This window comes from Aliidongia dinghuensis (assembly GCF_014643535.1).
Lineage (GTDB): Bacteria > Pseudomonadota > Alphaproteobacteria > ATCC43930 > CGMCC-115725 > Aliidongia > Aliidongia dinghuensis.
In genome coordinates this window covers 98239-120605 of sequence record NZ_BMJQ01000014.1, presented here as the reverse complement: position 1 = coordinate 120605, position 22367 = coordinate 98239, and the positions used below count along the sequence as shown (strand labels likewise).

General features: G+C 69.5%; 19 protein-coding genes. 12 read left to right on the top strand and 7 right to left on the bottom strand.

Annotated features, from left to right (window positions below):
- Positions 1-55 precede the first annotated feature (55 nt).
- The 3 genes from IEY58_RS24455 to IEY58_RS24445 form a co-directional block, all read right to left on the bottom strand.
- A complete protein-coding gene (locus IEY58_RS24455) occupies positions 56-2101 on the bottom strand; it encodes a multicopper oxidase family protein (RefSeq protein ID WP_189050675.1) in 2046 nt (681 codons plus the stop codon).
- A 109-nt stretch (positions 2102-2210) separates the two neighbouring features.
- Positions 2211-2816: a PEP-CTERM sorting domain-containing protein gene (locus IEY58_RS24450; protein ID WP_189050673.1), complete on the bottom strand. Its 606-nt coding sequence runs from the start codon at positions 2814-2816 to the stop codon at positions 2211-2213.
- A gap of 84 nt (positions 2817-2900) precedes the next feature.
- Positions 2901-4604 carry a phospholipase C gene (locus IEY58_RS24445; protein ID WP_229743925.1) on the bottom strand — a complete coding sequence of 568 codons (1704 nt, stop codon included), beginning with the start codon at positions 4602-4604 and terminating at the stop codon, positions 2901-2903.
- A 270-nt stretch (positions 4605-4874) separates the two neighbouring features.
- Between IEY58_RS24445 and IEY58_RS24440 the strand changes: the two genes are divergently transcribed.
- The 8 genes from IEY58_RS24440 to IEY58_RS24405 are packed head-to-tail and all read left to right on the top strand — an operon-like array spanning position 4875 to position 11432.
- A complete protein-coding gene (locus tag IEY58_RS24440) occupies positions 4875-6581 on the top strand; it encodes a GspE/PulE family protein (RefSeq protein WP_189050671.1) in 1707 nt (568 codons plus the stop codon).
- 6 nt (positions 6582-6587) lie between these two features.
- Entirely contained in the window at positions 6588-7835 is a 1248-nt protein-coding gene (locus IEY58_RS24435; protein ID WP_189050669.1) for a type II secretion system F family protein, read from the top strand.
- Positions 7832-8302 (top strand): GspH/FimT family pseudopilin, encoded by a 471-nt coding sequence (locus IEY58_RS24430; protein WP_189050813.1) that lies wholly within the window; start codon positions 7832-7834, stop codon positions 8300-8302. The genes IEY58_RS24435 and IEY58_RS24430 overlap by 4 nt, the downstream gene beginning before the upstream one ends.
- Entirely contained in the window at positions 8196-8669 is a 474-nt protein-coding gene (locus IEY58_RS24425; protein ID WP_407648445.1) for a type IV pilus modification PilV family protein, read from the top strand. Before IEY58_RS24430 ends, IEY58_RS24425 begins: the two co-directional genes overlap by 107 nt.
- The gene (locus IEY58_RS24420; protein ID WP_189050665.1) at positions 8666-9277 is read left to right on the top strand and encodes a prepilin-type N-terminal cleavage/methylation domain-containing protein; all 612 of its coding nucleotides are present in this window, start codon (positions 8666-8668) and stop codon (positions 9275-9277) included. Before IEY58_RS24425 ends, IEY58_RS24420 begins: the two co-directional genes overlap by 4 nt.
- A gap of 30 nt (positions 9278-9307) precedes the next feature.
- Entirely contained in the window at positions 9308-10381 is a 1074-nt protein-coding gene (locus tag IEY58_RS24415; protein WP_189050663.1) for a PilN domain-containing protein, read from the top strand.
- Positions 10378-10956 carry a type II secretion system protein GspM gene (gspM, locus tag IEY58_RS24410; RefSeq protein ID WP_189050661.1) on the top strand — a complete coding sequence of 193 codons (579 nt, stop codon included), beginning with the start codon at positions 10378-10380 and terminating at the stop codon, positions 10954-10956. Before IEY58_RS24415 ends, gspM begins: the two co-directional genes overlap by 4 nt.
- Positions 10953-11432, top strand: a complete 480-nt coding sequence (locus tag IEY58_RS24405) for a hypothetical protein (protein ID WP_189050659.1) — start codon at positions 10953-10955, stop codon at positions 11430-11432. Before gspM ends, IEY58_RS24405 begins: the two co-directional genes overlap by 4 nt.
- On the opposite strand, the gene IEY58_RS24400 is transcribed toward IEY58_RS24405, so the two are convergent.
- The 3 genes from IEY58_RS24400 to IEY58_RS24390 all read right to left on the bottom strand — a co-directional run bounded on the left by IEY58_RS24400 (position 11429) and on the right by IEY58_RS24390 (position 15396).
- Positions 11429-12325 carry a type II secretion system minor pseudopilin gene (locus tag IEY58_RS24400; RefSeq protein WP_189050657.1) on the bottom strand — a complete coding sequence of 299 codons (897 nt, stop codon included), beginning with the start codon at positions 12323-12325 and terminating at the stop codon, positions 11429-11431. The genes IEY58_RS24405 and IEY58_RS24400 overlap by 4 nt on opposite strands.
- A gap of 1 nt (position 12326) precedes the next feature.
- Positions 12327-14492 (bottom strand): type II secretion system secretin GspD, encoded by a 2166-nt coding sequence (gene gspD, locus IEY58_RS24395; RefSeq protein ID WP_189050655.1) that lies wholly within the window; start codon positions 14490-14492, stop codon positions 12327-12329.
- A gap of 265 nt (positions 14493-14757) precedes the next feature.
- Entirely contained in the window at positions 14758-15396 is a 639-nt protein-coding gene (locus IEY58_RS24390) for an arylsulfatase (protein ID WP_189050653.1), read from the bottom strand.
- Positions 15397-15740: 344 nt separating this feature from the next.
- Between IEY58_RS24390 and IEY58_RS24385 the strand changes: the two genes are divergently transcribed.
- From IEY58_RS24385 to IEY58_RS24370, 4 genes are all read left to right on the top strand, one after another.
- Entirely contained in the window at positions 15741-18446 is a 2706-nt protein-coding gene (locus tag IEY58_RS24385; protein ID WP_189050651.1) for a response regulator, read from the top strand.
- On the top strand, positions 18439-19353 hold the full coding sequence (locus tag IEY58_RS24380) for a diguanylate cyclase (protein WP_189050649.1): 915 nt from the start codon (positions 18439-18441) through the stop codon (positions 19351-19353). Before IEY58_RS24385 ends, IEY58_RS24380 begins: the two co-directional genes overlap by 8 nt.
- Positions 19354-19371: 18 nt before the next feature.
- Positions 19372-20343, top strand: coding sequence for a 2-hydroxyacid dehydrogenase (locus tag IEY58_RS24375; protein ID WP_189050647.1), 972 nt, complete (start codon positions 19372-19374; stop codon positions 20341-20343).
- 209 nt (positions 20344-20552) lie between these two features.
- Positions 20553-20852, top strand: a complete 300-nt coding sequence (locus IEY58_RS24370; protein WP_189050645.1) for a cell envelope biogenesis protein OmpA — start codon at positions 20553-20555, stop codon at positions 20850-20852.
- A 92-nt stretch (positions 20853-20944) separates the two neighbouring features.
- Here the strand turns inward: IEY58_RS24370 and IEY58_RS24365 are convergent, their stop codons facing one another.
- Positions 20945-22261, bottom strand: a complete 1317-nt coding sequence (locus IEY58_RS24365; RefSeq protein ID WP_229743924.1) for a DUF3422 family protein — start codon at positions 22259-22261, stop codon at positions 20945-20947.
- Between the last annotated feature and the right edge of the window lie 106 nt (positions 22262-22367).

Genomic DNA, 22367 nt, shown 5'->3' with positions numbered 1-22367 from the left:
CCTTTTCCGCCTGATTGGGGGCGCTCCGTCGATGCCGGAGCGCCCCTTTCCATTTCTATTCCGGCTTCGACGAAGGCGCGGTGCCGTCGGCTGCGCGGCAGATCGGCGCGTTCTTCAGCAGGTCCGCCGGCGTCAGTTCCGCTTTCCGCTGCTGTGCGGTCTGCGGCGGCAGCACGCGCAGCACCGCCATCATCCCGGAATCCTCATGGTCGACCAGATGGCAGTGGAACGGGATGTCGCCGGCCAGCTCCGGTGGGAAATAGAGCTTGATGCGGATCCGGCCGGGCATGACAGGTCCCTTCGCCTTGGTCACGTCGCCAGAGCTCGTACGCGCAGCCGGCACAGTCATGACGTCGAGCAGTTCCGGATCTTTCTCCGGCTTGCCGTTCACCTCGAGCACGCGGAAGTGCACCTGGTGGATGTGGAAGGCGTGCAGCTCGTTGGTCCAGTTCTCGACGACCCATTCCTCGGTCGTGCCGGCATTGACCGTGATCGCCGGCTCGCCGCCCATATCGTAAGGGCGCACGACGGCGCCGGGCTTGCGCTCGAAGATATAGAAGTCGTTGAGGTCGTCCGAGCCCGGATGCGGATATTCGGCGAAGGCGAGGGTGCGGACCTTGTCGGTCTTGCGCGCCAGGATGCCGTTGAACGGGCCGGGCAGGGCGGCCGTCGTGATCGGCGCCGGCAGCTTCGCCGGCGGCAGCGGCTGGGTCGGCTCGATCGCGGTCAGATAGGCGAGCTTGCGTTCCGGCACCTTGTCGCCGGCGCAGCCGGTGTCGACCTTGTGGCTGACGAGATAGAGCTTCCGGCCTACGGCTGGCGCGTCGACGTAGAACTCGAGCCGACCCGCGGGCGGCACCAGCTGTGCCGCCGCCGTGCTCTCGGCCGCCAGCAGGTTGCCGGCGTCGTTGATGAGCGGCACGCCGTCGCGCGCCTCGATCGCCATCGGCACTGCCTTGCCCGTCTCGTCGACCAGCTGCAGATCGAGGAAGGAGTCCGTCGCTGCGTTCAGCACGCGCCAGAGCTGCTTCTGCCCGGCGGCGATCTCGAGATGGGCGAGGTCGGTGTCCTTCGCGTCGCCGTCGAGCACTTGGGCGCCGTTCAGGGTCAGCTCGTCGGTGCCGGCGTTGTCCGAGCAGGCCATCTCGTCGGCCGTGTCGATTTGCTCGCCCTCGAGCTTCGGCCGCTTGCGATGCGGCTTCGCTGCCTCGGGCTTGGGCGCGTCGGGCTTGGCTGCCTCGGGCTTGGCGGGTGCCGCATCGGCCGTGGCGGCAGCGGGCGGCGGCGCGTCCAGATCCTGGGATTGGCGGATGACGAAGACGCGGTCCTCGATCCCGGCGGCGCGGCGCGCGTCATCGGCCGGACCTTCGACGATCAAGGCGCCCGACAGGCCCATCAGCATCTGCGCCTGGACCTCGCCATGGACATGCGGATGGTACCAGTAGAGGCCGGCGGGCATCGTGGGGGCGATGCGATAGTGATAGACGAACTCGCGCCGCCCGCAGAGGGCCGGGCTGGTCGGGGCCGGGCTAGTCGGCGAGGGGCCGGTCGCCGGATCGACGCAGGTCTTCAACGTCTCGTCCTGCGGCACGTTCGGCGATACGGCGAGGCCATGGACATGCAGGTTGGTCCGGCCGGTCGCCTTGTGATGCATCGCCGGCTCGACCGGGTAGGTGCCGGCCTCGGCCTTGATCTCGGGATTGGGGTCGTCGAGATGGCCCACGGGCACCAGCTTGTCGAGCGCCGCCGGATCGGTGATCTCGTTCCGCAACTTGATGAACATGTCCTCGCCCTGGCGCACGCGGATCGTCGGCGCCTCGGCGATCTTGCCGAACACGTAGCAGAGCCGGTTCGGGTCCTGCTTCACCGTCAGCGTCACGATCTGGAACGGGGCCGTGGTGGGGATCTCGGGCGGGAAATGGCCGCGCGGCGGTGTGCCGGTGCCGCAAGGCGCCTCAGGGCTCGTGACGAGGTAGTCGCCGGTGAAGCCGAAACCGGGCTGATCGTCCCAGTCCGCGCGCGCCGCCTGGGGCGCGACGATTTGGGGCGCCACAAGCAGCAGCAGAGCGGTGAATTGGATTGCGGCAAGGAAACGGCTCACCCGGGGCTCCTCGGCCGCCTCGGCGGGAGACGGCGCATGATCTTGGCAGAATCAAAGAGGCGAGGCCGCCCGGGACGGACGGCCTCGCCCATGTCGATCGCGTATGGTCTCAGGCGAAGGTCGCAGGCGTGTTGCGACGGCGCAGGCCGAGCCCGACGAGGCCCGCAACGCCCGCCATCAGCAGCGCCCAGGTCGGCGGCTCCGGCACGTCGGTCGCCGACACGTTCGCGAGCTCGAAGAACGAGGGATCGTTGGAGACGGCGAAGTTGAGCAGCGTCGAGCTGCCGGTCGCGGTGAACTGCGCGTCGAACGTCTGGAAGACCTGGTCGCCGACGTTGAGGAGCGACAGCTGGCTCAGCACCACGCCGTCGATCGTCGTCGTGAAATAGTCGGGCGCCGCCGTGCCGCTGTCGGCCTGCAGCTGGAACGTCAGGTCATAGGTCGTGCCCGCGACGGTCGAGAGGGCCTGCGACAGGTCGATCTCGCTGCCGAAGGTGCCGAGATAAGCGGCATTGCCGGTCGGTGCGCCGATCGAGCCCGGGGCGGCCGTGGCGTGGCCGACGCTGACGGCGCTGAGGTTGCTGCCGCTCAAGGTCCAGCCGGTGAAGTCGTTGGTCCCGAAGTCGCCGTTGACGATGATGTCGGCCTTGGCTGGCTGGGCGGCCACGACGGCGAGCGCCATCCCTGCGGCCGCGAGAAGAACGCGCATGTTCATGGGAAATCTCCGTTATCGATAGGGGCCCCGGGGGAGGGCGACGGTCCGGAGCGGGGCCCCGGACCGTCGCCTGGCGCGCGGGACTTACCAGGCCTTGCCGACGATCGTGCCCTTGATCGGGTCGAGCTGGAGCTGGCGGGTGTTGGGCGCGTCGACGAAGTCGAACATGCCGTCGAGCGCACCGGCGTAGCGGTCGGTCGAGCCCGAGCCGTAGGTCGGCGCCGTCGGGCCGTCGATGAAGCCGAGGTTCCAGTTCTTCTCGACGAACGCGATGATCGACGACTGGTCGGTCAGCGTGTGGTCGACGAAGTTGGTCTTGGCGTAGGGCGAGACCAGGATCATGGGCAGGCGCGGGCCGAAGCCGCAACGGCCCTGGACGCCACCGGTGGGCGCGGTGCCGCAGGCGGCGGTGCCGGTCAGCGCGTCGGCGCTGATCGTCGACTGGCGCACGTTCGTCGGCATGGCATGGTCGTACCAGCCGTCCGAATCGTCATAGGCGATGATGATCGCCGTGGTGCCCCAGGCCGAGGACTGCTGGATCGCATTGATGGTCGACACGATCCAGGCCTGCTCGGTCAGCGGGTCCGAGTTGCCCGGATGGCCGTCCTGATAGGCCGGTGCCTTGATGAAGCTGACCGCCGGCAGGTTGCCGTTGGCGAGTGCCGCGAAGAAGTCGCTGGTGTCGTAGTTGTGGTTGGCCTGGTCCGTCGTGCCGATCGCCGCGACCGAGGTCGGGCGCAGGTGATGCGGGTTCCGGGTGTTCGGGTAGTACATGAACGGCGCGTGGTGCGAGGAATAGTCCGCGACGTTCGTATGGATGTCGCCCGTGAAATTGATCGTCGGGTTCGGCACCGTGTAGGTCGTGCCGTTGACGGTGACCTGGTGGCCCGTGTGGGTGGCGCCGCACACGGCCGGGGTCAGCATGTTGCCGTTGCCGTCGAAGGTCGCGGCCTGGGTCGGCGCGAAGCCGCCCTGGAACCAGCCCCAGGTAACACCCTTGGCGTTCATCAGGTCGCCGATGTTCGGGCCGTTCATCTGCAGCGTCGCGGCATGGGCCGTGCCGCCCTTGTCGCCGCCGCAATCGTCGAGATAGGCGTCGAGATCGTTCAGCAGGCTCACGTCCTGCTCGCCCGTCGTGTTGCCCGGATCGTAGGCATTGCCCGAGGAGGTCGCGATCGGCAGCTGGCCGCCGTAGGTGTTGCCCGAAATCAGGTTGAGCGCACCCGGCGTCGACGGACCGAAGTTCGTGCCGTAGCTGTTGTCGCTCAGCGTGTAATGCTGTGCGTAGGTCCAGTAGGCGGTCACGAGGTTGCCGTCGTAATAGCCCATGACGGTCGAGCCGGCCGGGTCGCAGCCGTTGCCGCGGTTGGCGTTGTTCTGCGGGTACTGATCCATCAGGCCCTTGTCGGCCGCGGCCTCTTCACCCGTGTAGGCATGGTTCATGCTGCAGGTGAAGGCCTGCGACGGCAGGAACCGGAACGGGTTGGCGGCGTTGCCGCTCGTATCCTTGTTCGGGTTGTGCGTCAGCAGAGCCGGCGTCAGGCCGGCCACGTCCGGCGTGTTCGTCTTGGCGGTGAAGCTCGGCGCCGCGACGCCGGCGAAGGTCGTCTCGCCGCCGTTGTTGGCGGCCTTCGGATAGGTGCCGAAATAATGGTCGAACGAGACGTTCTCCTGAAACAGCACGACGACATGCTGGATCGGCGTGGCCGTGCCGGTGGTCGCAGCCAGGGCGGACATCGGAACGAGCGTGGTGCTGAGCGACGTGGCAGCCATAAGCGTGCTTGCCACGGCCTTCCGTAAAATCGACGCGGACTTGATGTGCATGTTTCCACCCCAGGAAAATCGAAGCCGGGAAAATCGAAAAAGCCGGCCTCGATGCCTGGCCGGCTAAATGCGCGGGATTTTATAAAATTGTTAAATGACGGCCGTGTTTCGGTTTTCGGAAATTTCGCCAGCGTACATACAAAATTAAGAAAGCTCCCGCGCAGCGGTTGGCCGTCACAGAACTGTCAGATGCCGGCGCTATAAACGGCCGATGGTGCGGTCGGAAAACGCGAGATGGTGACCCAGGGGGCGGAACGCAGGCTGTTCGAGCGCGCGGTGGCCGATGGCCTGATCGAACGCGGCAAGCTCGACCCGGCGGCGTTCGACCGGGCGTTGCGCCTGCAGGCGGGCACAGAGGAACGTCTCGAGGCGCTGCTGATCAAGCTCGGCTTCGCCGGCGAGCGCGACGTGGCCGAGGTGGTCGCGGCCGAGCTCGGCCTTCCTCTCGCCGGGCCGGTCGATTATCCGGCCGAGCCCGTGCTCGCGGATCGGCTCAACACCGGCTTCCTGCACCAGAACGGCATCGTGCCGCTGTCCGAGAGCGCCGACGAGTTGGCGCTCGCCATGGTCGATCCGTTCGACGACCACGCGCGGCGCGCGATGGCGCTTGTCGTGGCTCGGGCGATCCGACCGTTGGTCGCCATCCCGTCGGAGCTCGAGGCGGCCTATCAGCGCCTCTATCGGCCGGCAGGGCCGCAATCGGACGAGACGCCGCGCAGCGGGGTGGGGGACGACGACGAGTTGCTCGAGGATGCCGACCGGCTCCGCGACCTTGCGAGCGAGGCGCCGGTCATCAAGCTGGTCGGCCAGCTGATCGCCCGCGCGGTCGAGGCGCGCGCCTCCGACATCCACATCGAGCCGTTCCAGAACCGGCTCGCCGTCCGCTACCGGATCGACGGGCAGCTGCGTGATGTCGAGGCGCCGCCGTTTCGCCTGAGGGCGGCGATCACCTCGCGCATCAAGATCATGGCGAAGCTCAACATCGCCGAGCGGCGCCTGCCGCAGGACGGTCGGATCCGGACGACGGTGCAGGGCCAAGACTATGACCTGCGCGTCTCGACCTCGCCCACGCTCTACGGCGAAAGCGTGGTGCTGCGCATCCTCGACCGGTCGAGCCTGGCCGGCGACCTGCCGAGCCTGGGATTCGAGCCGCCGCTCATCCGCCGCTATTGCGATCTGCTCGACCGGCCGCAGGGCATCCTGCTTGTCACCGGGCCGACCGGCAGCGGCAAGACGACGACGCTCTATACATCGCTGATGCGGCTCAACGCGCCGGAGAAGAAGCTGTTCACCGTCGAAGACCCGGTTGAGTACCAGGTCGACGGCGTCAACCAGATCCAGGTCAAGCCGCAGATCGGGCTCGATTTCGCAAGCGTGCTGCGCTCGATCCTGCGCCAGGACCCGGACGTCGTCATGATCGGCGAGATGCGCGACCTCGAAACCGCGCAGATCGCGGTCCAGGCGGCACTCACCGGCCATCTGGTGCTGTCGACGCTGCACACGAACGGCGCCGCGGCGACGATCGCCCGGCTCATCGACATGGGCGTCGACAATTACCTCGTGACCTCGACCGTCACCGGGATCTGGGCGCAACGCCTGGTGCGCCGGCTCTGCCCGGCCTGCGCCGAACCGTATCAAGCGGCGCCGGAACTGGCCCGTGAGCTGCGGCTGCCGGAGACGGCCGGACCGCTCCAGTTCCATCGCGCGCGCGGCTGCGCCGCCTGCCACGGCACCGGCTATCGCGGCCGCTTCGCCGTTGCCGAACTCTTGGTCATGAGCGATCCGATCCGCCGCCTGGTGCTGCGGCGTGCCGAGGCGGCCGAGATCCACCGGCTTGCGGTCGAGGAGGGCATGGTGCCGATGTTCGAGGACGGGCTCGCGAAGGCACTCGCCGGTGTGACCACGCTCGAAGAGGTGCTGCTCGTGACGCGGGAGCCGTGATTGGTCATGGCGCTCTATCGCTACGAGGCGGTTGCCGGGTCTGGCAAGCTCGTCACCGGCGAGATGGAGGGCGAGAGCCGGGCGGCGATCGTGGCCGAACTGCATCGCCTCGGCCATGTGCCGATCCGCGCCGAAGTGGCGTCGGAGCGCCGTCTCGCCCGCCTGCTGCCGGCCCATATCCTGACGGCGCCGCTCATGAAGCCCCGCCGCTCATTGGGGCGCCGGTCGGAGCGCCAGCTGCTGGCGCTGACCGAGCAGCTCGCGACCCTGCTCGAGGCCGGGCTGGCGCTCGACCGGACGCTCGACCTCGCAAAGCACATCCTCAACCGGCCGGACGACCGGGAGGTCGTGCAGGCCGTACTGGATCGCGTCCGCTCCGGCAGCACGCTCGCCGACGCCATGGCGGCTGAGGGCGGTTTCTTCCCGCGCTTCTACATCGGCATGGTGCGCGCCGGCGAGGCGGGCGGCTCGCTCGATCGTGCGCTGCGCCGGATCGCCGACTATCTGCGCCGCTCGCTCGCGATCGCGGATGAAGCGACGTCGGCGCTGATCTATCCGAGCCTGGTGCTGCTGACCGGTGCCGGCACGGTCGCGATGCTGCTGGGCAACGTCGTGCCGCAGTTCCGACCGATGCTGGAGCAGAGCGCCGGCCCTCTGCCGTTTGCGGCCGAGGCGGTGCTGACGGCATCCGACCTGGTGAACGGCTATGGCTGGGCGGCGCTGGTCTTTGCCGGCTTGGCGGCGCTCGCCGGGCGGGAGGCGCTGAAGCGGCCGGACGTCCGGCGATGGCGCGACGCGTGGCTGCTGCGCTTGCCGCGGCTCGGCGACATCGTCGTGAAGCTCGAGATCGGGCGTTTCGCGCTGACCCTCGGCACCCTGCTCGGCAACGGCCTCTCGCCGCTCGCAGCACTCAAGATCGCCGAAGAAGCCGTCGGCAACCGGGCGATCGCCGGCGCCCTGGCGCCGCTCGGCGCGGCCCTCGAAGCGGGCAAGCCGATGGCCACGGCGCTTGCCGAGGCGCCGGGCATTCCGCCGCTCGCCGTGCAGCTGATCCGCGCCGGCGAGGAAGCGGGCCGGCTCGAGGACATGCTCTTGAAGCTGGGCGAGATCTTCGACGAGGAGGCGCGGCGCGGCATCGCTCGTCTGCTGGCATTGCTGGTCCCGGCCGTCACCATCCTGCTCGGCGCCGTCGTCGCGGCCATCGTCGGTGCGCTGCTGACGGCGATCCTCAGCGTCTATGACGTCGCGGCATGACATGCGGGGCCGTCGCTCGAACCCGCGCCGGTGCTGCCGGGTTCACGCTCATCGAGCTCCTGGTGTGCCTGGCGCTCGTCGCCACGGTCTTCGCCATGGCGGCGCCGGTGCTGTCGCGTCTCGACGGCGGTGCCCGCCTCAGGAGTGCCGCCCATGAGCTGGCCGACCAGATGCAGCGGGCGCGGGCCCGGGCGATCGACGAGGGGCGGCCGGCGGAATTCGCGCTCGACCTCGCGACCGGCGCATTTGAGGGCGGGCCGGGCCGAACTCGACACCTGCCGTCCGGCCTCCGCCTCGCCATGCTCACGGTCGAGGGCGAACAGCTCGGCCGCGCGGCCGGCGCCATCCGCTTCTTTCCGGATGGCAGCTCGACCGGCGGCGGCGTGGCGCTCGCCGATGGTACTCGCCGTCTCGACGTGCGCGTCGACTGGGTCACGGGCCGGGTCACCGTCGAGAGCCCGCAATGACCGGGGTTTCACCTTGATCGAGGTGCTGATCGCGCTTGCCATTGCGGTGCTGGCCCTGGGCGCGCTGTTCGGGCTCACCAGAAGCGCGCTTACCGGAATGGCGCGGGCTGAGGCCGAGACCTCGGCGGCAGCACTCGCCGAATCGACGCTCGAGGCGATGGGCACGGTGGCGCCGCTCCGCGACGGCGACGTGGCGGAACTCGACCAAGGGCGCTTCCACGTCCGCGCCACGGTCCGGCGCGAGAGCGATATCGCCGCCAACGGTTATCTGGTGCCCTATGTCCTGGCGGCGAGCGTGTCGTGGCCCGACGGTACCGCGCGGCGGGCCGTGGCGCTCCAGACCATCCGCCTGGGGGCGCCGCGATGACGGCCCGCCAGTCCAGCGAGGGCACTGCCGGCTTCACGCTCCTCGAGCTGCTGGTCGTGCTCGCGATCTTCGGGCTGATGTCGGTCCTGCTGTCCGGCGGGTTGCGCACGATCGGCCATCTCGTTGCTGGCGGCACGGACCGGCTTGACCGGGCGTCCGGGCTAGCGCTCACCAGCAATTTCCTTGAGCGGGTGCTGGCCGATGCGCGCCCGCTGCCGACGGGAGATGGTGAGGACGCCGTCGCGTTCGACGGCACGGCGAATGGCCTGCGCTTCGTCGGCCCGCCGCCGGTCTATCTGGCGCCGGGCGCGTTCCATGCCGAGCGGCTCGGCGTCGAGGACGAGGGCGGGCGGCATCGGCTGGTGTTCCGTGCCGGCGCCCTCGGTGACGCGCGCCAGTCCCGCTCGGTGCTGCTCGACGGGGTCGGCGCCGCGCGCTTCGCCTATTTCGGCGCCGACGTCGGCGCCGGACGGCCGGGCTGGCATGACCGTTGGCCCGGCGCCTGGGGGCTGCCGGCACTCGTCCGCCTTCGTATTACCTTCGCCGATGGTTCGTCAGCGCCCGATCTCGTCGTAGCGCCGCGTCCGGCCGAGGCCGGGTTCCAATGACGTCCGGCTCTCTTGGATGACCGCCCGACCATGATGGTGACCAGCACCTTCTCGACCTTCTCCATCGTCGCGCGCCGCGCCCTCGGCTGGTGGCTCGGCGAATTGCGCGCCTCTTTGCCCGAGCGGCTCCGGCGCCGGATTGCGGCGGCGAAGAGCGAATGGGTGGTGGCACCAGCTGCGACTGGCGACTTGTGCCTCTCGATCCGCAAGGGCGCCGAGATGGTTGCCGTGGGCGAGGGCGCCGCCGAAGTCGAGCGGCTGGTGGCGGCGCGCCGCCTCTCGGCCGCGACGATCCAGCTGCCGGCAGAGATTGCGCTCCGCTCGATCCTGCCGCTGCCGCTCGCCGCAGAGCGCAATCTCGCGGATGCCGTCGAGTTCGAATTGCCGCGCCGCTCACCCTATCCGCCCGAGACGGTCTATCACGCCTTCCGCGTGGTCGAGCGCGATCGGGCGCGGGCCCAGCTGCGGGTCGAACTCACGATCGCCGCGCGGGCCGCGGTCGATGCCCTGGTTGCGCGCGCGACGGCGCTGGGCGTGGCACCCTCTCGGGTCGAAGTCGCGGGTGACGAGCATTATCCACTGGCCTCGCCCGACCTCCGGGGGCGCGAAGCATCGATCGGCAGCCGGTCATGGCGCCGCGGCGTGCCCGGGCTGCTTGCCGGCCTGGCCGTCGTGCTGGCCGCCGCGACGATCGTGGTGCCGCTCGTCCGCATGCAGCAGCACATCGATACGCTCACGGACGTGGTCGCAGCGGAAAAGCGCGAGGCGGATGAAGCGCTCCGGCTGGAGGCCGAGATCCAGGCCCGCAGCCGGGACGCGGGGTTTCTCGGCGAACGCAAGCGCGCGGCGCCGTCGCCGACCCGGACGCTCGACGCGCTGACCAAGCTGCTGCCCGACGACACCTGGCTGACCGCATTCGAGATGTCGGGCGATGCGGTCGCGATCACCGGATCGACGGCGTCGGCCTCGTCGGTCATCGCCCTGCTCGATCGCTCGGGCTTCTTTGCGAAGCCGTCGTTCCGTTCGCCGGTGACGCAAGCGCCGCACAGCGTGCAGGAGCAGTTCAACATCGCGGCTGAGGTCGCGGGGAGGGCCGCGCCATGACGCCTCATCGGCCGACCTGGGTCGGTAGGGCCGCAGCGCTCGTCCTCCTCGGCCTGGCACTCCTCGCGCTGAAGGCACTCGTCGTCGATCCCGTGCTCGACGCGTATGCGGCGCGCATGGCCGAGATCGCGCGGCTCGACGCGCTGTCGGCGCGCTATCGGGCGTTCGCCGAGCGGTTGCCGGAACTTCGGGCCGAGCGGGAGCGGCTCGTCCGCGAGACGCGTGCGAGCCAGGGCTTCCTCGCCGCGCCGAACGAGACCCTGGCCGCCGCCGACCTGCAGGCGCGGCTCAAGACCCTGGTCGACTCGGTTCATGGCGAACTCAAGAGCACGCAGGTGCTGCCGGTCTGGCAGATCGGCGGCTTCCGCCGCGTCGGTGTGCGCGGCGAGATGTCCATGACATTGCCGGCGATCCAGCGGGTGCTCTATGCGGCGGAGGCCGGGTCGCCGACCCTGGTGCTCGACGGTCTCAGCATCCGCACCAAGGCGGCCGACCGGCAGGTCGAGCGCAATCCGGACCGGGTGCTGCTGGACTTCTCGGTCGATCTCTACGGTTTCTTGCGAGGCGCGCCATGAGGCTCGGCCGATCGAACACCCTCGCTTGGGCCGCGGCCTGCGTGCTGCTCGCCGCCGTGATCGGTGCCGAATGGCAGACGTTCGGGCGGGAGCCAGCCTCGCCCGAGCCGAGCCGGACGACGTCGCCCTCGGCCGCGCCGGCACCGCCGTCTGCGGCGACATCACTCGGGCCGCTCGAAGCCTATGCGGCCGTGACCCAGCGACCGCTGTTCAGCCAGAGCCGCCGGCCGCCCGCCTCAGGCGATGCCGCGCTGTCCGCGGTCGAGCAGCATTTTAAGCTCACTGGCATCCTGACCTCTGGACCTGAGCGGATTGCGCTCGTGCGTCCGGAAAACGACCGGAAGCTGCTGCGCGTGCACGAGGGCGAGACGCTCGGCGGCTGGACAGTCCGTTCGATCGCGTCGGACCGGCTCGTGCTCACCGGCAGCGAGGGCGAGGCGGTGCTGCTGCTGCGCGACAAGCCGGCACGCCGTTAGCTGCCGAAATCCTGCCGCCATTCAAGGATCTGGTACGGCTGGTTCGCCCGGCCGGTCAGCGACACCACGGCGCGGCGGGTCAGGTGATCGACGGTCGCGGTGATCGTTACCGCGCGCGGATCGCCGCCGCCGATGAAGGCCCGCGCCGCCGCCGGCAGGTCCGGTCGCGGCTGGCCGCCCGTCGCTGGGCGCGCCGCCAGGATGGCGTCCGCCGAGACCGGCGTCATGTCGGGCAATGCCAGCAGCACCAATCGCGGCGCGCTCGCCGGGTCGATGTGCCGGCTCTCGGAATAGACCGTGACGGCCGGTCGCAGCCGGTCGTAGAGGTCCTGGCTGACACCCGGCACGGACTTCAGTTCCTCGACCAGCCGGAATGGTGCCCCTGCCAGGTCGCGGAGCCGCGGCCCGCCGAGGAGGGCCGCGCCGGCGCGGTCGCCCGGCGGCGCCTCGGGCAGGGTCCCGGCCTTGCGACGCGCGTCGATCGCGTCGAGGATCGACTGCGCGGCGTCGGTCGGGACGCCCACTTCGGCGAGCAGTCCGGCGATGAGCTCGAGCGGCGCCCAGTTGAGGTCGATCTTGCCGGCCTCGTCTTGGATGGTGACGGTGATGGTGGCGCCGTCGAAGCGCACGGCATGCGCGCGGCCGTCGGCGTTCCAGCGTTGCGTCGCATCGGGATCGAGCAGATGGGCGAGCGCTAGCGAGATGCCGGCCTCGGCCCGGGCGCGGGCGGTCGCGGCGGCGACCGCGTTGCGGCTTAGCTCCAGCGAGCGCCGGCTCGCGAGCGCGAAGCCGCCGACCAGCACGGCCAGGATCGCGAGCACGGCGAGGACGCTGATGAGCGCGAAGCCCCTTTCGCCAGAGGCACGTCCTGCCGCCGCCCGTCGGCGCACCACGTCAGGAGCGCTTGTCGGCGAGGGCAGGCTTGATCGCCTCGAGGCGGTTGCGCAGCTCCTCGGTCACCTCGCGCGCCTCGTCGCTGTCGCGGATGATGCGCGGCGTCAGCAGGATCAAGAGCTCGGTCCGGTCGTCGTTGCGCGTCTGGGTGCCGAACAGCGCGCCCAAGACGGGGATATCGGAAAGGAGGGGGATGCCCGAGCTGCCGACGTTCTTGTTGCTCAAGATGAGGCCGCCGAGCGCGATCGTGGCGCCGTCCTTGACCACGGCGGAGGTCACGATCCGGCGCTGGGTTATGGTTGGAGAGTCGATGCCGGATGAGGTGGTCTTGGCGACGTCGCTCACCGACTGGTCGATGTCGAGCGTCACGATGCCGGTCTTGTTGACGCGCGGCGTCACCTGCAGCACGACGCCGGTGTTGACGTATTCGATGTTCTGGATGACCGCGGCATTGCTCGTGAGCGTGCTCTGCGAGGTCTGGTTGATGACCGGCACCTGGTCGCCGACCTGCAGCGCCGCGGTGCGATGGTCGAGCACCAAGAGCTCGGGCGAAGAGACCACGTTCACGTGCGTGATGTCGGACAGCGCGCTCAGCACCACCTTGGTGTTGGTGCCGCCCAGCACGTAGTTGAACCCCGGTATCGAGCCAGTGACGTCGGCCGACGTATTGCTGAAGGTGGTGCCCTGCGACAGGCTGAAGCGGCCGGCGCCCTTGGTGAAGAACCATTGCAGGCCGTACTTCAGGTCGTTGTTGAGCGTCACTTCGGCGATGGTTGCCTCGATCAGCACCTGCAGCGGCACGACGTCGAGGCGCTGCAGCGTTTCCTCCAGCATGCGGTAGTCGCGCGGCCGGGCGTAGACCAGCAGGATGTTGTTCTTGTCATCGGCGACGACCTTGAGCCGCGGCAGGCTCGGGCCGCTCGCTTCCGCTTCGGCGCCAAGCGCCTGCTTGAGGCCGGTCGCGAGCGCATCATCCGGCTCGGACGACGACGTCGTCGGCGTGAGCGTCTGTGTGCCGGGCGTGGTCGCGTTGCCGAGCGTGATCTGTCCGCTGCTGGTCTGGCTGCCGAGCTGCCCGTTGCCGAGCTGTCCGCCATTGCCGGTCTGTGTCGTGCCGACCGATCCCAGCGCGCCGGTGCCGCCGGCGAGCGGCACGGCATTGGCGCCGGGCGCGATCTGCGCCGTCGTCTGAGACGCCGCCGTGCCGGTACCGAATACCTGGGAGATCACCCGGGCGAGATCGGCCGCGCGGGTGTTCTGCACATGATATTGGAACAGCCGCGGCGTGCTCTCGTCGTCACCCCGGTCGAAGCGCTCGACCCAGCGCCGGGCTTCCTCGAGATACTTCGCCTGGGGCGCCACCACCAGGACGGCGTTCAGCCGGTCGAGCGGCTCGAAGCGCAGCGCACCGGCGAGCGGCCCGGTGCCGCGCGTGCCGAACACGGTGTCGAGATCGGCGACCACGGCGCGCGGCGAGCTGGTCTCGACCGGATAGATCGCGAAGGACATGGCGGCGAGCCAGTCGACGTCGAAGCTGCGCACCAGATCCAGGATGGGTGCCACATCGGCGCCGGTGCCGGTCAGGATCAGAAGGTTGCGCGCGCTGTCGGTCTGGACCGAGACACCCTTGGGCAGGATCGCGTCGATCGTCTGGCGCAGGCTCGCCGCGGAGATGTATTTCAGCGGCACGACCTGCGTGGCGACGGCGCCCGGTGCGACCGGCTGCCCGGCGACGCTGGTCGAGGCCGGATGACGGGCAAGGTCGTCGATCGGCACGACCCGGTAGACCCCGGCCGTCTCGACCAGGCCGAAGCCGTCGGCGCGCAGGATGCCCTGCAGCGCCGGCAGCACCTGGTCGCGATGCAGCGGCCGCGTCGTCTGGACCGTGATGTTGGCCTGCAGCTTGGGGTCGACCACGTAGCTCAGGCCCAGGAGGTCACCCAGGACCGAGCGCATGACGTCATGTAGGTCGGTGTCGACGAAATTGAGCGAAACGTCGTCGCCCGCGGTCACGACCGCCCCGGACCTGGCGCCGGCGACCGGCCGCACCGGGGCGTCGGTGCCGGGATGGACGAGCGCGGCGCTTTTCTGTGCGGTTGGCAGGCCCAAGGGTTCGGGCGGCTCGAGCGGTTGGGGCTTGGCCGATGCGTCGGCAACCGACGGCACAGAAAGGGATTCCGTCGGTGCGGCCCCGTCGGGCCGCTGGCACGAGCAGAGGATCAGGACGGAGAGAAGGACCGCAAGCCGGCCGGCGCGGCGATCGTCAATGTGCAAACGTGCCCCGCGACCGTGCCTGATCAATTCGCTCCACCACAGCGCCCTGGATATCCGTGCGGGAAGCACCGCTTCTTCCGGTCACAAAAGCGGTCTTATAGACAGATTTTATTTTGATTTTGTGACGATATCAGGTTGTGGCGGGAGCCGGGTCGGCTCAGGTCCGCCCTTCCAGGCGGCGGCGCAGTTCCAGGACCGCACAGTCAGGCGTGGTGAGCACCCGCTTGCCGGTGGCGGCGGCGACCGCGTCGGCGGCGCGGGCGAGGCTGAACTGGGCGAGTGCGATGACGTCGCAATCCATGAGATCGCGCGCGGCTTGCGCCGCCAGGCGATCGTGCTCGGCGCCGTCGCCGGCATCGAGTGCCGCGAGCGCGCCGTCGATCAGTTTCGGCACCACGGTGACACCGGCCGGGAATTCCGGCGGCATCGAGACGAGCGTCGGTGGGAAGGTGGCGAGCAGCCCGATGCGCCGGCCGGCGGCGACGGCATCCGCGATCATCGCCTCGTTCGGCTTCAGCACGGGCAAGGGGGCAAGTGCCGCGGCCGAGGCCTCGATGCAGGGGCCGAACGCCGAGCAGGTGAACAGCAGCCCGTCCGCGCCGGCGCCGGCCGCGTAGCGCGAGAGCGTGAGGAACCGCTCGGTCATGGCCGGCGTGAGGCGGCCGTCGCGCGCCAGATCGGCCGACAGGCGGTCGTCGAGCAGGTTCTGCAACTGGGCCTCGGGCCAGAGCCGCGCGAACGCGGCCTCGATCGGCGCGATCGAATGGCGAAGGGCATGGATCAAGGCGATGCGCATTTCGACGATTCCATTTCCACCGAGTCGGGTGGCGCCCTTCATGTCACGTCGGCGGCGATTGCGAAAGAGCCGATGCCGACCAAAGCCCTGAGGACCCAGCTTTGCGCTTTACTCGGCATTGTTGGTGCTTACCGAGCGGGCATGGAATCGGATATTGGGTAATCCTTGGTCGTCGAGACCGAAGAGCCGACCGAGTTCCGTGCGCGGATTTTGCAACGGCGCCCTTTGGCCCGATGAGGATGGAGGACGGGGAGCATGATCGGTAGGCGTCGCAACCCCGGCCCGAGGCGTTTCATGGGCGGCAGCGTCTGCGTGGCGCGCTGCTGCGAAGGGCCGGCGCTCTCATGACGCCGGCTGCCGCCGGCCGGATGCGGCCGGGACGCCGTGTCGGTTCCCGGCTCGTCGCTGCCGTGCTCGCGGTCTTCGGCGCCTATCTGCTGGCCGTCATTACCATCTTCTGCGTCGGCGCGATGCGTCCGCCCGCTGCGAGCGCCGATGGGATCTTTCAGGTGACGCTCGTCTGCCTCGCCATCGCGCTCGGGCTCGCCATTCTGGTTGCGCTGCAAATGGCGCGTGTTCTGGTGCGGCGGCTCGACGGGTTGCGCGTGGCGATGAACGCCTCGGCCGAGGACGACGAAGTCGCGGCCCTGGGGCAGGCGTTCCAGACGCTCGCGACGGCGCGCGACGCGGCGGAACGGGCGCTTGCGGCGGCGCGCGCGGAGGCGGCGCAAGCCACCCGGGCGAAGGACGAATTCCTCGCCAACATGAGCCACGAGATCCGCACGCCGCTCAACGGCATCATGGGTTTCGCGACCTTGCTCAGGCCGACCCGGCTAGACCGCGGGCAGGCGGACCATGTCGAGAAGATCCTCCGCTCGGCCGAGCATCTGGCGCAGGTCATTGACGACATCCTGGATTTCTCCCAGAGCGAGGCCGGGCGCCTCGAGCTCGACCCGGTGCCGTTCGACCTCTGCGATGTGCTGGCGACGGTCTCTGACATCCTGGGCTCGAGCGCCGATGGCAAGGGCATTGTGTTCGAAACGACGGCACCGGAGTCGCTCGCGAGCGGACTGATCGGCGATCGCCTGCGCCTGGTGCAGGTGCTGGTCAATCTTGCCGGCAACGCGATCAAGTTCACCGATGGGGGCAGTGTCGTCCTTGCCGTGTCCGTCGCGGCAGAGGATAGCGACACTGTCAACCTGCGCTTCGTCGTGCGCGACACCGGCATCGGCATGACGGCCGAGCAGCTCGAGAGCCTGTTCGACAAGTTCTGTCAGGGCGATGCCTCGACCACGCGCCGCTTCGGCGGCACCGGCCTCGGGCTCGCGCTCAGCAAGCATCTCATCGAACTGATGGGCGGCGAGATTGCCGTCGCGAGCGAGCCCGGGGTCGGCAGTACCTTCAGCTTCACGCTGCGCTTCAGCCGCGCGGCCGAACCCTTGCCGCGCGATCTCGTGCTGCCGGACGGCATCGGCCGCCCGCGGATTCTGTTGGCGGGCGGGGATGCCCGCTCGCGTGCCCGGATCGGAGGCGAATTGACCCAGCTCGCGTTTCTGTGCACGACCGTCGCGACCGGCCGGGCGGCGGTCGAAGAATGCGCGCACGCCGAGCTGCCGTTCGATCTGATGATCCTGGACGAGGCGCCGGACGGGCCGAATGGCGCGGCCGCAGCACGGGAGATTGCCGCGCTCGCCGGGGATCGCCGGCCGCCGCTCATCCTGTTGACCGATCGCGCCGGCCCGCCCCTGGGCATAGCGTCGGCCGGCACGGACCGGCTGTTCGCCCGCACGCTCGCCAAGCCCGTGCGTCCGGCCGACCTGTTCGATGCCATCGTCGAGGTGCTGGACCAGGCACGCACGGCCCCGCCCGAGCCGCCACTCGCCCCTGCGCCGCCGGAGCGTGCCACGGCCGAACCCCCTCGGTCTGACGAATGGCGCGACCTCCTGGGGCGCCGGGTCCTGCTGGTCGACGATCAGCCGCTCAATCGCGAGGTCGCGACCGTGTTCCTGCGGCAGCAGGGCATGCTGGTCGAGGTGGTCGTCGGCGGCCGCGAGGCGGTCGAACGAGTGCTGGAGGCGGTCCCCGGTCACTTCGACGCCGTGCTGATGGACGTGCAGATGCCTGAGATGGACGGATTCCAGGCGACGCGGCTCATTCGCAAGACCTATGCGGCCGAGGAGCTGCCCATCATCGCGATGACGGCCCATAGCCTGGATGAGCAGCGGACCGCGTGCCTCGAAGCCGGCATGAACGACCATATCGCGAAGCCGATCGAGGTGAAGCGGCTGTGGGGCACGCTGCGGCAATGGATGAAGCCGCGAACCGCGCCGTCTGCGGAGCGGGCGGTTTTGGCCGCCGACGGGCCAAGGCCGGCCGTCTCGGCGCCGACGGGCTTGCCCGACCGGCTGGACGGCTTCGATCTCACCGCCGGCGTCGCCCATGCCGGCGGTGACGATGCGCTGTTCCGCAAGCTGCTCGGCGATTTCCCGAAATGGGCGCGCGCCGCGGAGGAGCAGGTCCGCCAGGCGCTCGCGCGCACGCCGCTGGCGCGGCAGGATCTGCGCGATGCCGAGATCGCGGCCCATGGGCTCGTCGGCATGGCCGCGTCGGTGGCCGCCATGCGGGTCGCGGCAGCCGCGCGCGTGCTCGAACGGACGCTCGGTCAGGGCGAAATCCGAGGGCTCGACGAACAGTTCCGCGAGCTTCAAGGAGCGCTCGACGAGGCGTGCGCCGGTATTGCGGCACTCGCGGCGCCGGTCGAACCCGCAGCCCCGGCGCCCGTTCCCTCGACCTCGGCGGCCGATCCGGACGGCGGGAACTTTCCCTGGCCCGACCGGCGGGCAGCGCTGACCCAGATCCTGCGTCTGCTCGACAGCCAGGATTTCGAAGCCGAGACGCGCTTCCACGAGTTCTTGCGCCATGTGCGCGACGAGATCCCGGCGCGGGCGCTGCAGGCGATCGGCCACGCGATCGACGAGCTCGATTTCCGGCGCGCCGCTTTCGTGGTGCGCGGGCTGCTCGACGCCATGGACGGGGTCGAGCATGGCTGAGGCACAGACGATCCTGATCGTCGACGACGAGCCCTTCAGCCTGAAGCGGCTCCATCGCGCGTTCCATGGCCATTACCGGGTGCTGTTCGCGATGAACGGGGAGGATGCGCTGCGCATCGCGTCCCGCGAGGTGCCGGACCTCATCATCCTCGACGTGATGATGCCGGGCATGAGCGGCTATGACGTGCTGGATCGCTTGAAGGAGGATGAGCGGCTGAGCCAGACGCCGGTCGTGTTCCTGACGGGCAAGGACCAGCAGGCCGACGAGAAGATCGGGCTCGAAATGGGCGCCGCCGATTACTGGGCGAAGCCGGTCAATTTCGACATCGCCCGCATCCGCGCGCGCAACCATCTGGAGCTGAAGCGCCATCGCGACACGCTGGCCCAGCTGGCGCTGACCGACGGCCTCTGCGGCATTCCGAACCGGCGGGGCTTCGACGGGACGCTGGAGCGCGAGTGGCAGCGCGGCTGGCGGACCGGCCGCATGCTGTCGCTGCTGCTGATCGACGTCGACCATTTCAAGAGCTTCAACGACAATTACGGCCATCCGGCGGGCGATGTCTGCCTGCGCCGGGTCGCGACACTCATCAGCCGTGCGCTCAACCGGCCGGGCGACTATGTCGCGCGCTATGGCGGCGAGGAATTCGCCTGCATCCTGCCTGAGACCGATCGCGCCGGCGCCCACATGCTGGCCGAAAGCCTGCGCCTGGCGCTTGCCGAGGAACGGATCGAGCATCGGTTCGCGCCGGCCGCCGGCTGCCTCACCATCAGCGTCGGCCTCGCTGGCATGATCCCCGACCGCGGGCGCGCGGCCGCCGATCTGGTCGAACTGGCCGACAAGGCGCTCTATGCTGCCAAGCGCAACGGCCGCGACGTCGTGGTCGCGGCCCCGGAAATCTTTTCCTGACGGCGCGAGGAGGGGCCCATGACGGCGTTTTCAAGCACACGCGTCTTCGTCGCGTGCCTATTGCCGGACGAGGCCAAGGCGCAGTTTTCCGAGCGGTTCGACGCGCGCTTCAACGCCCATGGCCGGACGCTGACGGCCGACGAACTGGTCGCGGATTCGGCCGGCGCCGAGGCGCTGGTCGTGACCGCGACGGACCGGCTCGACGCGGCGACGATCGCGCGCCTGCCGGCGAGCGTGCGCCTGCTGGCCACATATTCGGTCGGCCACGAACACATCGACACGCCGGCGGCGCGCGAGCGCGGCTTGACCGTGCTCTATACGCCCGACGTGCTGAGCGATGCCTGCGCCGATACCGCGCTGCTCCTGATGCTGGGCGCCGCCCGGCGCGTCGTCGAGAGCCAGGCGCTCGTGCGCAGCGGTGCCTGGACCGGCTGGACGGCGCTGCAGCTCCTGGGCCGCGACGTGCACGGCGCGCGGCTCGGCATCCTCGGCATGGGGCGCATCGGCCGGGCCGTTGCCAAGCGCGCCCGCGGCTTCGACATGGTGGTGCACTACCATAACCGCAGCCGGCTCTCCCCCGAGCACGAAGCTGGCGCACTCTACCACCCGACGCTCGACACGCTCTTGGTCGAGAGCGACTTCCTGTGCGTCGCCTGCCCGTCGAGCCCGGAGACGCGACATCTGATCGACGCGGCACGGATCGCGCGGCTGCCGCCGGGCGCGATCATCGTCAACATTGCGCGCGGCGAGGTGATCGACGACCAGGCGCTGATCCCGGCGCTCGAATCCGGCCGCATCTTCGCGGCTGGCCTCGACGTGTTCGAGGGCGAGCCGAACATCGCGCCCGCCTATCGCACGCTGCCGAATGTATTTTCATTGCCGCACATCGGCAGTTCGACGCTCGAGACGCGCGTCGCCATGGCGCGCCTCTTGGCCCATGGCATTACGGCGGCGTTCGCGGGCGAGCCCGTGCCGAACCGGCTCGCCTAGAGCGCGGTCGCATTGGCTGGAACCAGCCAATGCGTGAATCGCGCTCTAACTATTTGATTAGAGACGGATTCACGGAATGAGTGGATCGCCAAGCGATCCCACTCATTCCGATCCGGCTCTAGCTGCACCCGGATACCCTGGCGGAACGGCCGGGGCCGAGGGCGTGTTCGTTCTGACGAGGGATATTTTCCCCGTTGGAGACGAGAAAGATGAAGAAACGGCTGTTGATACCCGGTGCTGCTGCGCTGGCCCTGATGATGGGGCTCGCAGGATGCACGGACCCCTACGACCCAGGCCAGCGCGCCGTCGGCGGCGGCTTGCTCGGCGCCGGTGCCGGTGCCGCGCTCGGTGCCGCGGCCGGTGGTGGCCGTGGCGCTGCGACCGGCGCGCTCATCGGCGGCGCGGTCGGTGCGGTCGGTGGTGCTGCGACGACGCCGCAACGGCCCACTTACTACGCGCCACCCCCGCCGCCGCCGCAGGGTTACTACGCGCCTAACCCCTACCAGTAAGGCATCTGACGGGCTGCCGCCAAAGCTGACGCTCGATGTCAGTTTTGGCGGCCTACTTCGGCCTGGGGCCGCTGCTCGACCGCCGATAAAGGTCAGTCGCGGGCAAGCCGGCGGCGGACCCGGTGCGCCGCGAGGGCGACGAGGAACAGCACGACGGGGACCAGCGCGCCGTCCAAGATCTCGGCCGGCAAGGCAATACCGGCGGCGGCCACGCCGCTCAGCACATGGCCGATGAGCGCGATCAGGTAATAGCTGATCGCGATGACCGACAGGCCCTCGACCGTTTCCTGCAAGCGCAGCTGCAAATGCGCCCGCCGATCCATCGACTGCAGCACGGCCCGGTTCTGGTCCTCGAGCTGGATGTCGACGCGCGTGCGCAGCAGCTCGGCCGAACGAGCGAGCCGCTGCGACAGCGCCTCCTGGCGCTGGACCGCGTGGCGGCAGGTCGCCATGGCCGGCGCAAGGCGGCGGTCGAGGAATTCGCTCAAGGTCGGCAGGCCCTCGATCCGACTCTCGCGCAGTTCGGCGAGCCGGGCTTCGACAAGCGCGTGATAGGCCGCGGCCGCACTCAGGCGATAGCCGTTCGCCGCCGCCAACTGCTCGACCTGGGCGGCCACCCCCATGACCCGGGCCAGGAGCGCGCGATCCGCATCCGCACCGTCTTCGCGCGCCATCGCCTCCGTGATCCGGGCAATCTCGTCGCCCAGGCTCTGGATCGTGCCCATCGCGGCACGGGCGTGGGGCAGGCCCAGGAGCGCCATCATGCGATAGGTCTCGATTTCGAGCAGGCGCTGGACCAGCCGCCCGCTCTGGCGCTCGCGCAAGTCGAGGTCGATCAGCAGGATGCGGGCGAGGCCGTCTTCATGAATGCGGAAGTCGGTCCAGACCTCGGCGCCGTTGCCGAGCACGCGGTTGCCGGCGAGCGGCATGGTGCCGAGGCGGTCGACGACGTCGTGCGGGAGCGACGGCGCGTCGCGCCGCTCGACCGCGATGCGGCAAGCGACGAGCAGATCGCTACCGAGCGCCTCCAGCCAGTCCGCCGGCAACTGGGCCAGCAGCGGATCGGGCTCGGTGAGCGCGCGGCTGCCGGCCGCGAACAGCGTATAGGTCGCGAACTCGGTATGGCGTTCCCACTTCAGGCGGAAATGGCCGAAATCATGCGCGAAATGATTGCCGGCCTCGGGCGGCGTCACGCCGAAGCCGGCGCATACCCGGGCAAGCCGCCGATGGTCCTCGGCACCACCGCCGGGGCGGGACAGGATCGCCAGGTGCAGCACATGCTCCGGCGCCTCGACGATGGTGAAGGGGCGCGCATGCAGCTCGTCATTGAGCGATCGGCGGAGCGGATGGCCGATCGGCACTGGGCCGATCGGTACCGGGGCCACGGTCGGCATGATGTCATGTCGCACGGTTTCGTCACCTCTGCAGGCGGTCGCTCGCGGATTGCGGCCGGATCGTGCCGCAAGTCCGGCCGCGGCGCATCTGTTGCGCGCGAGACCATTCGGTCGGCGGGCA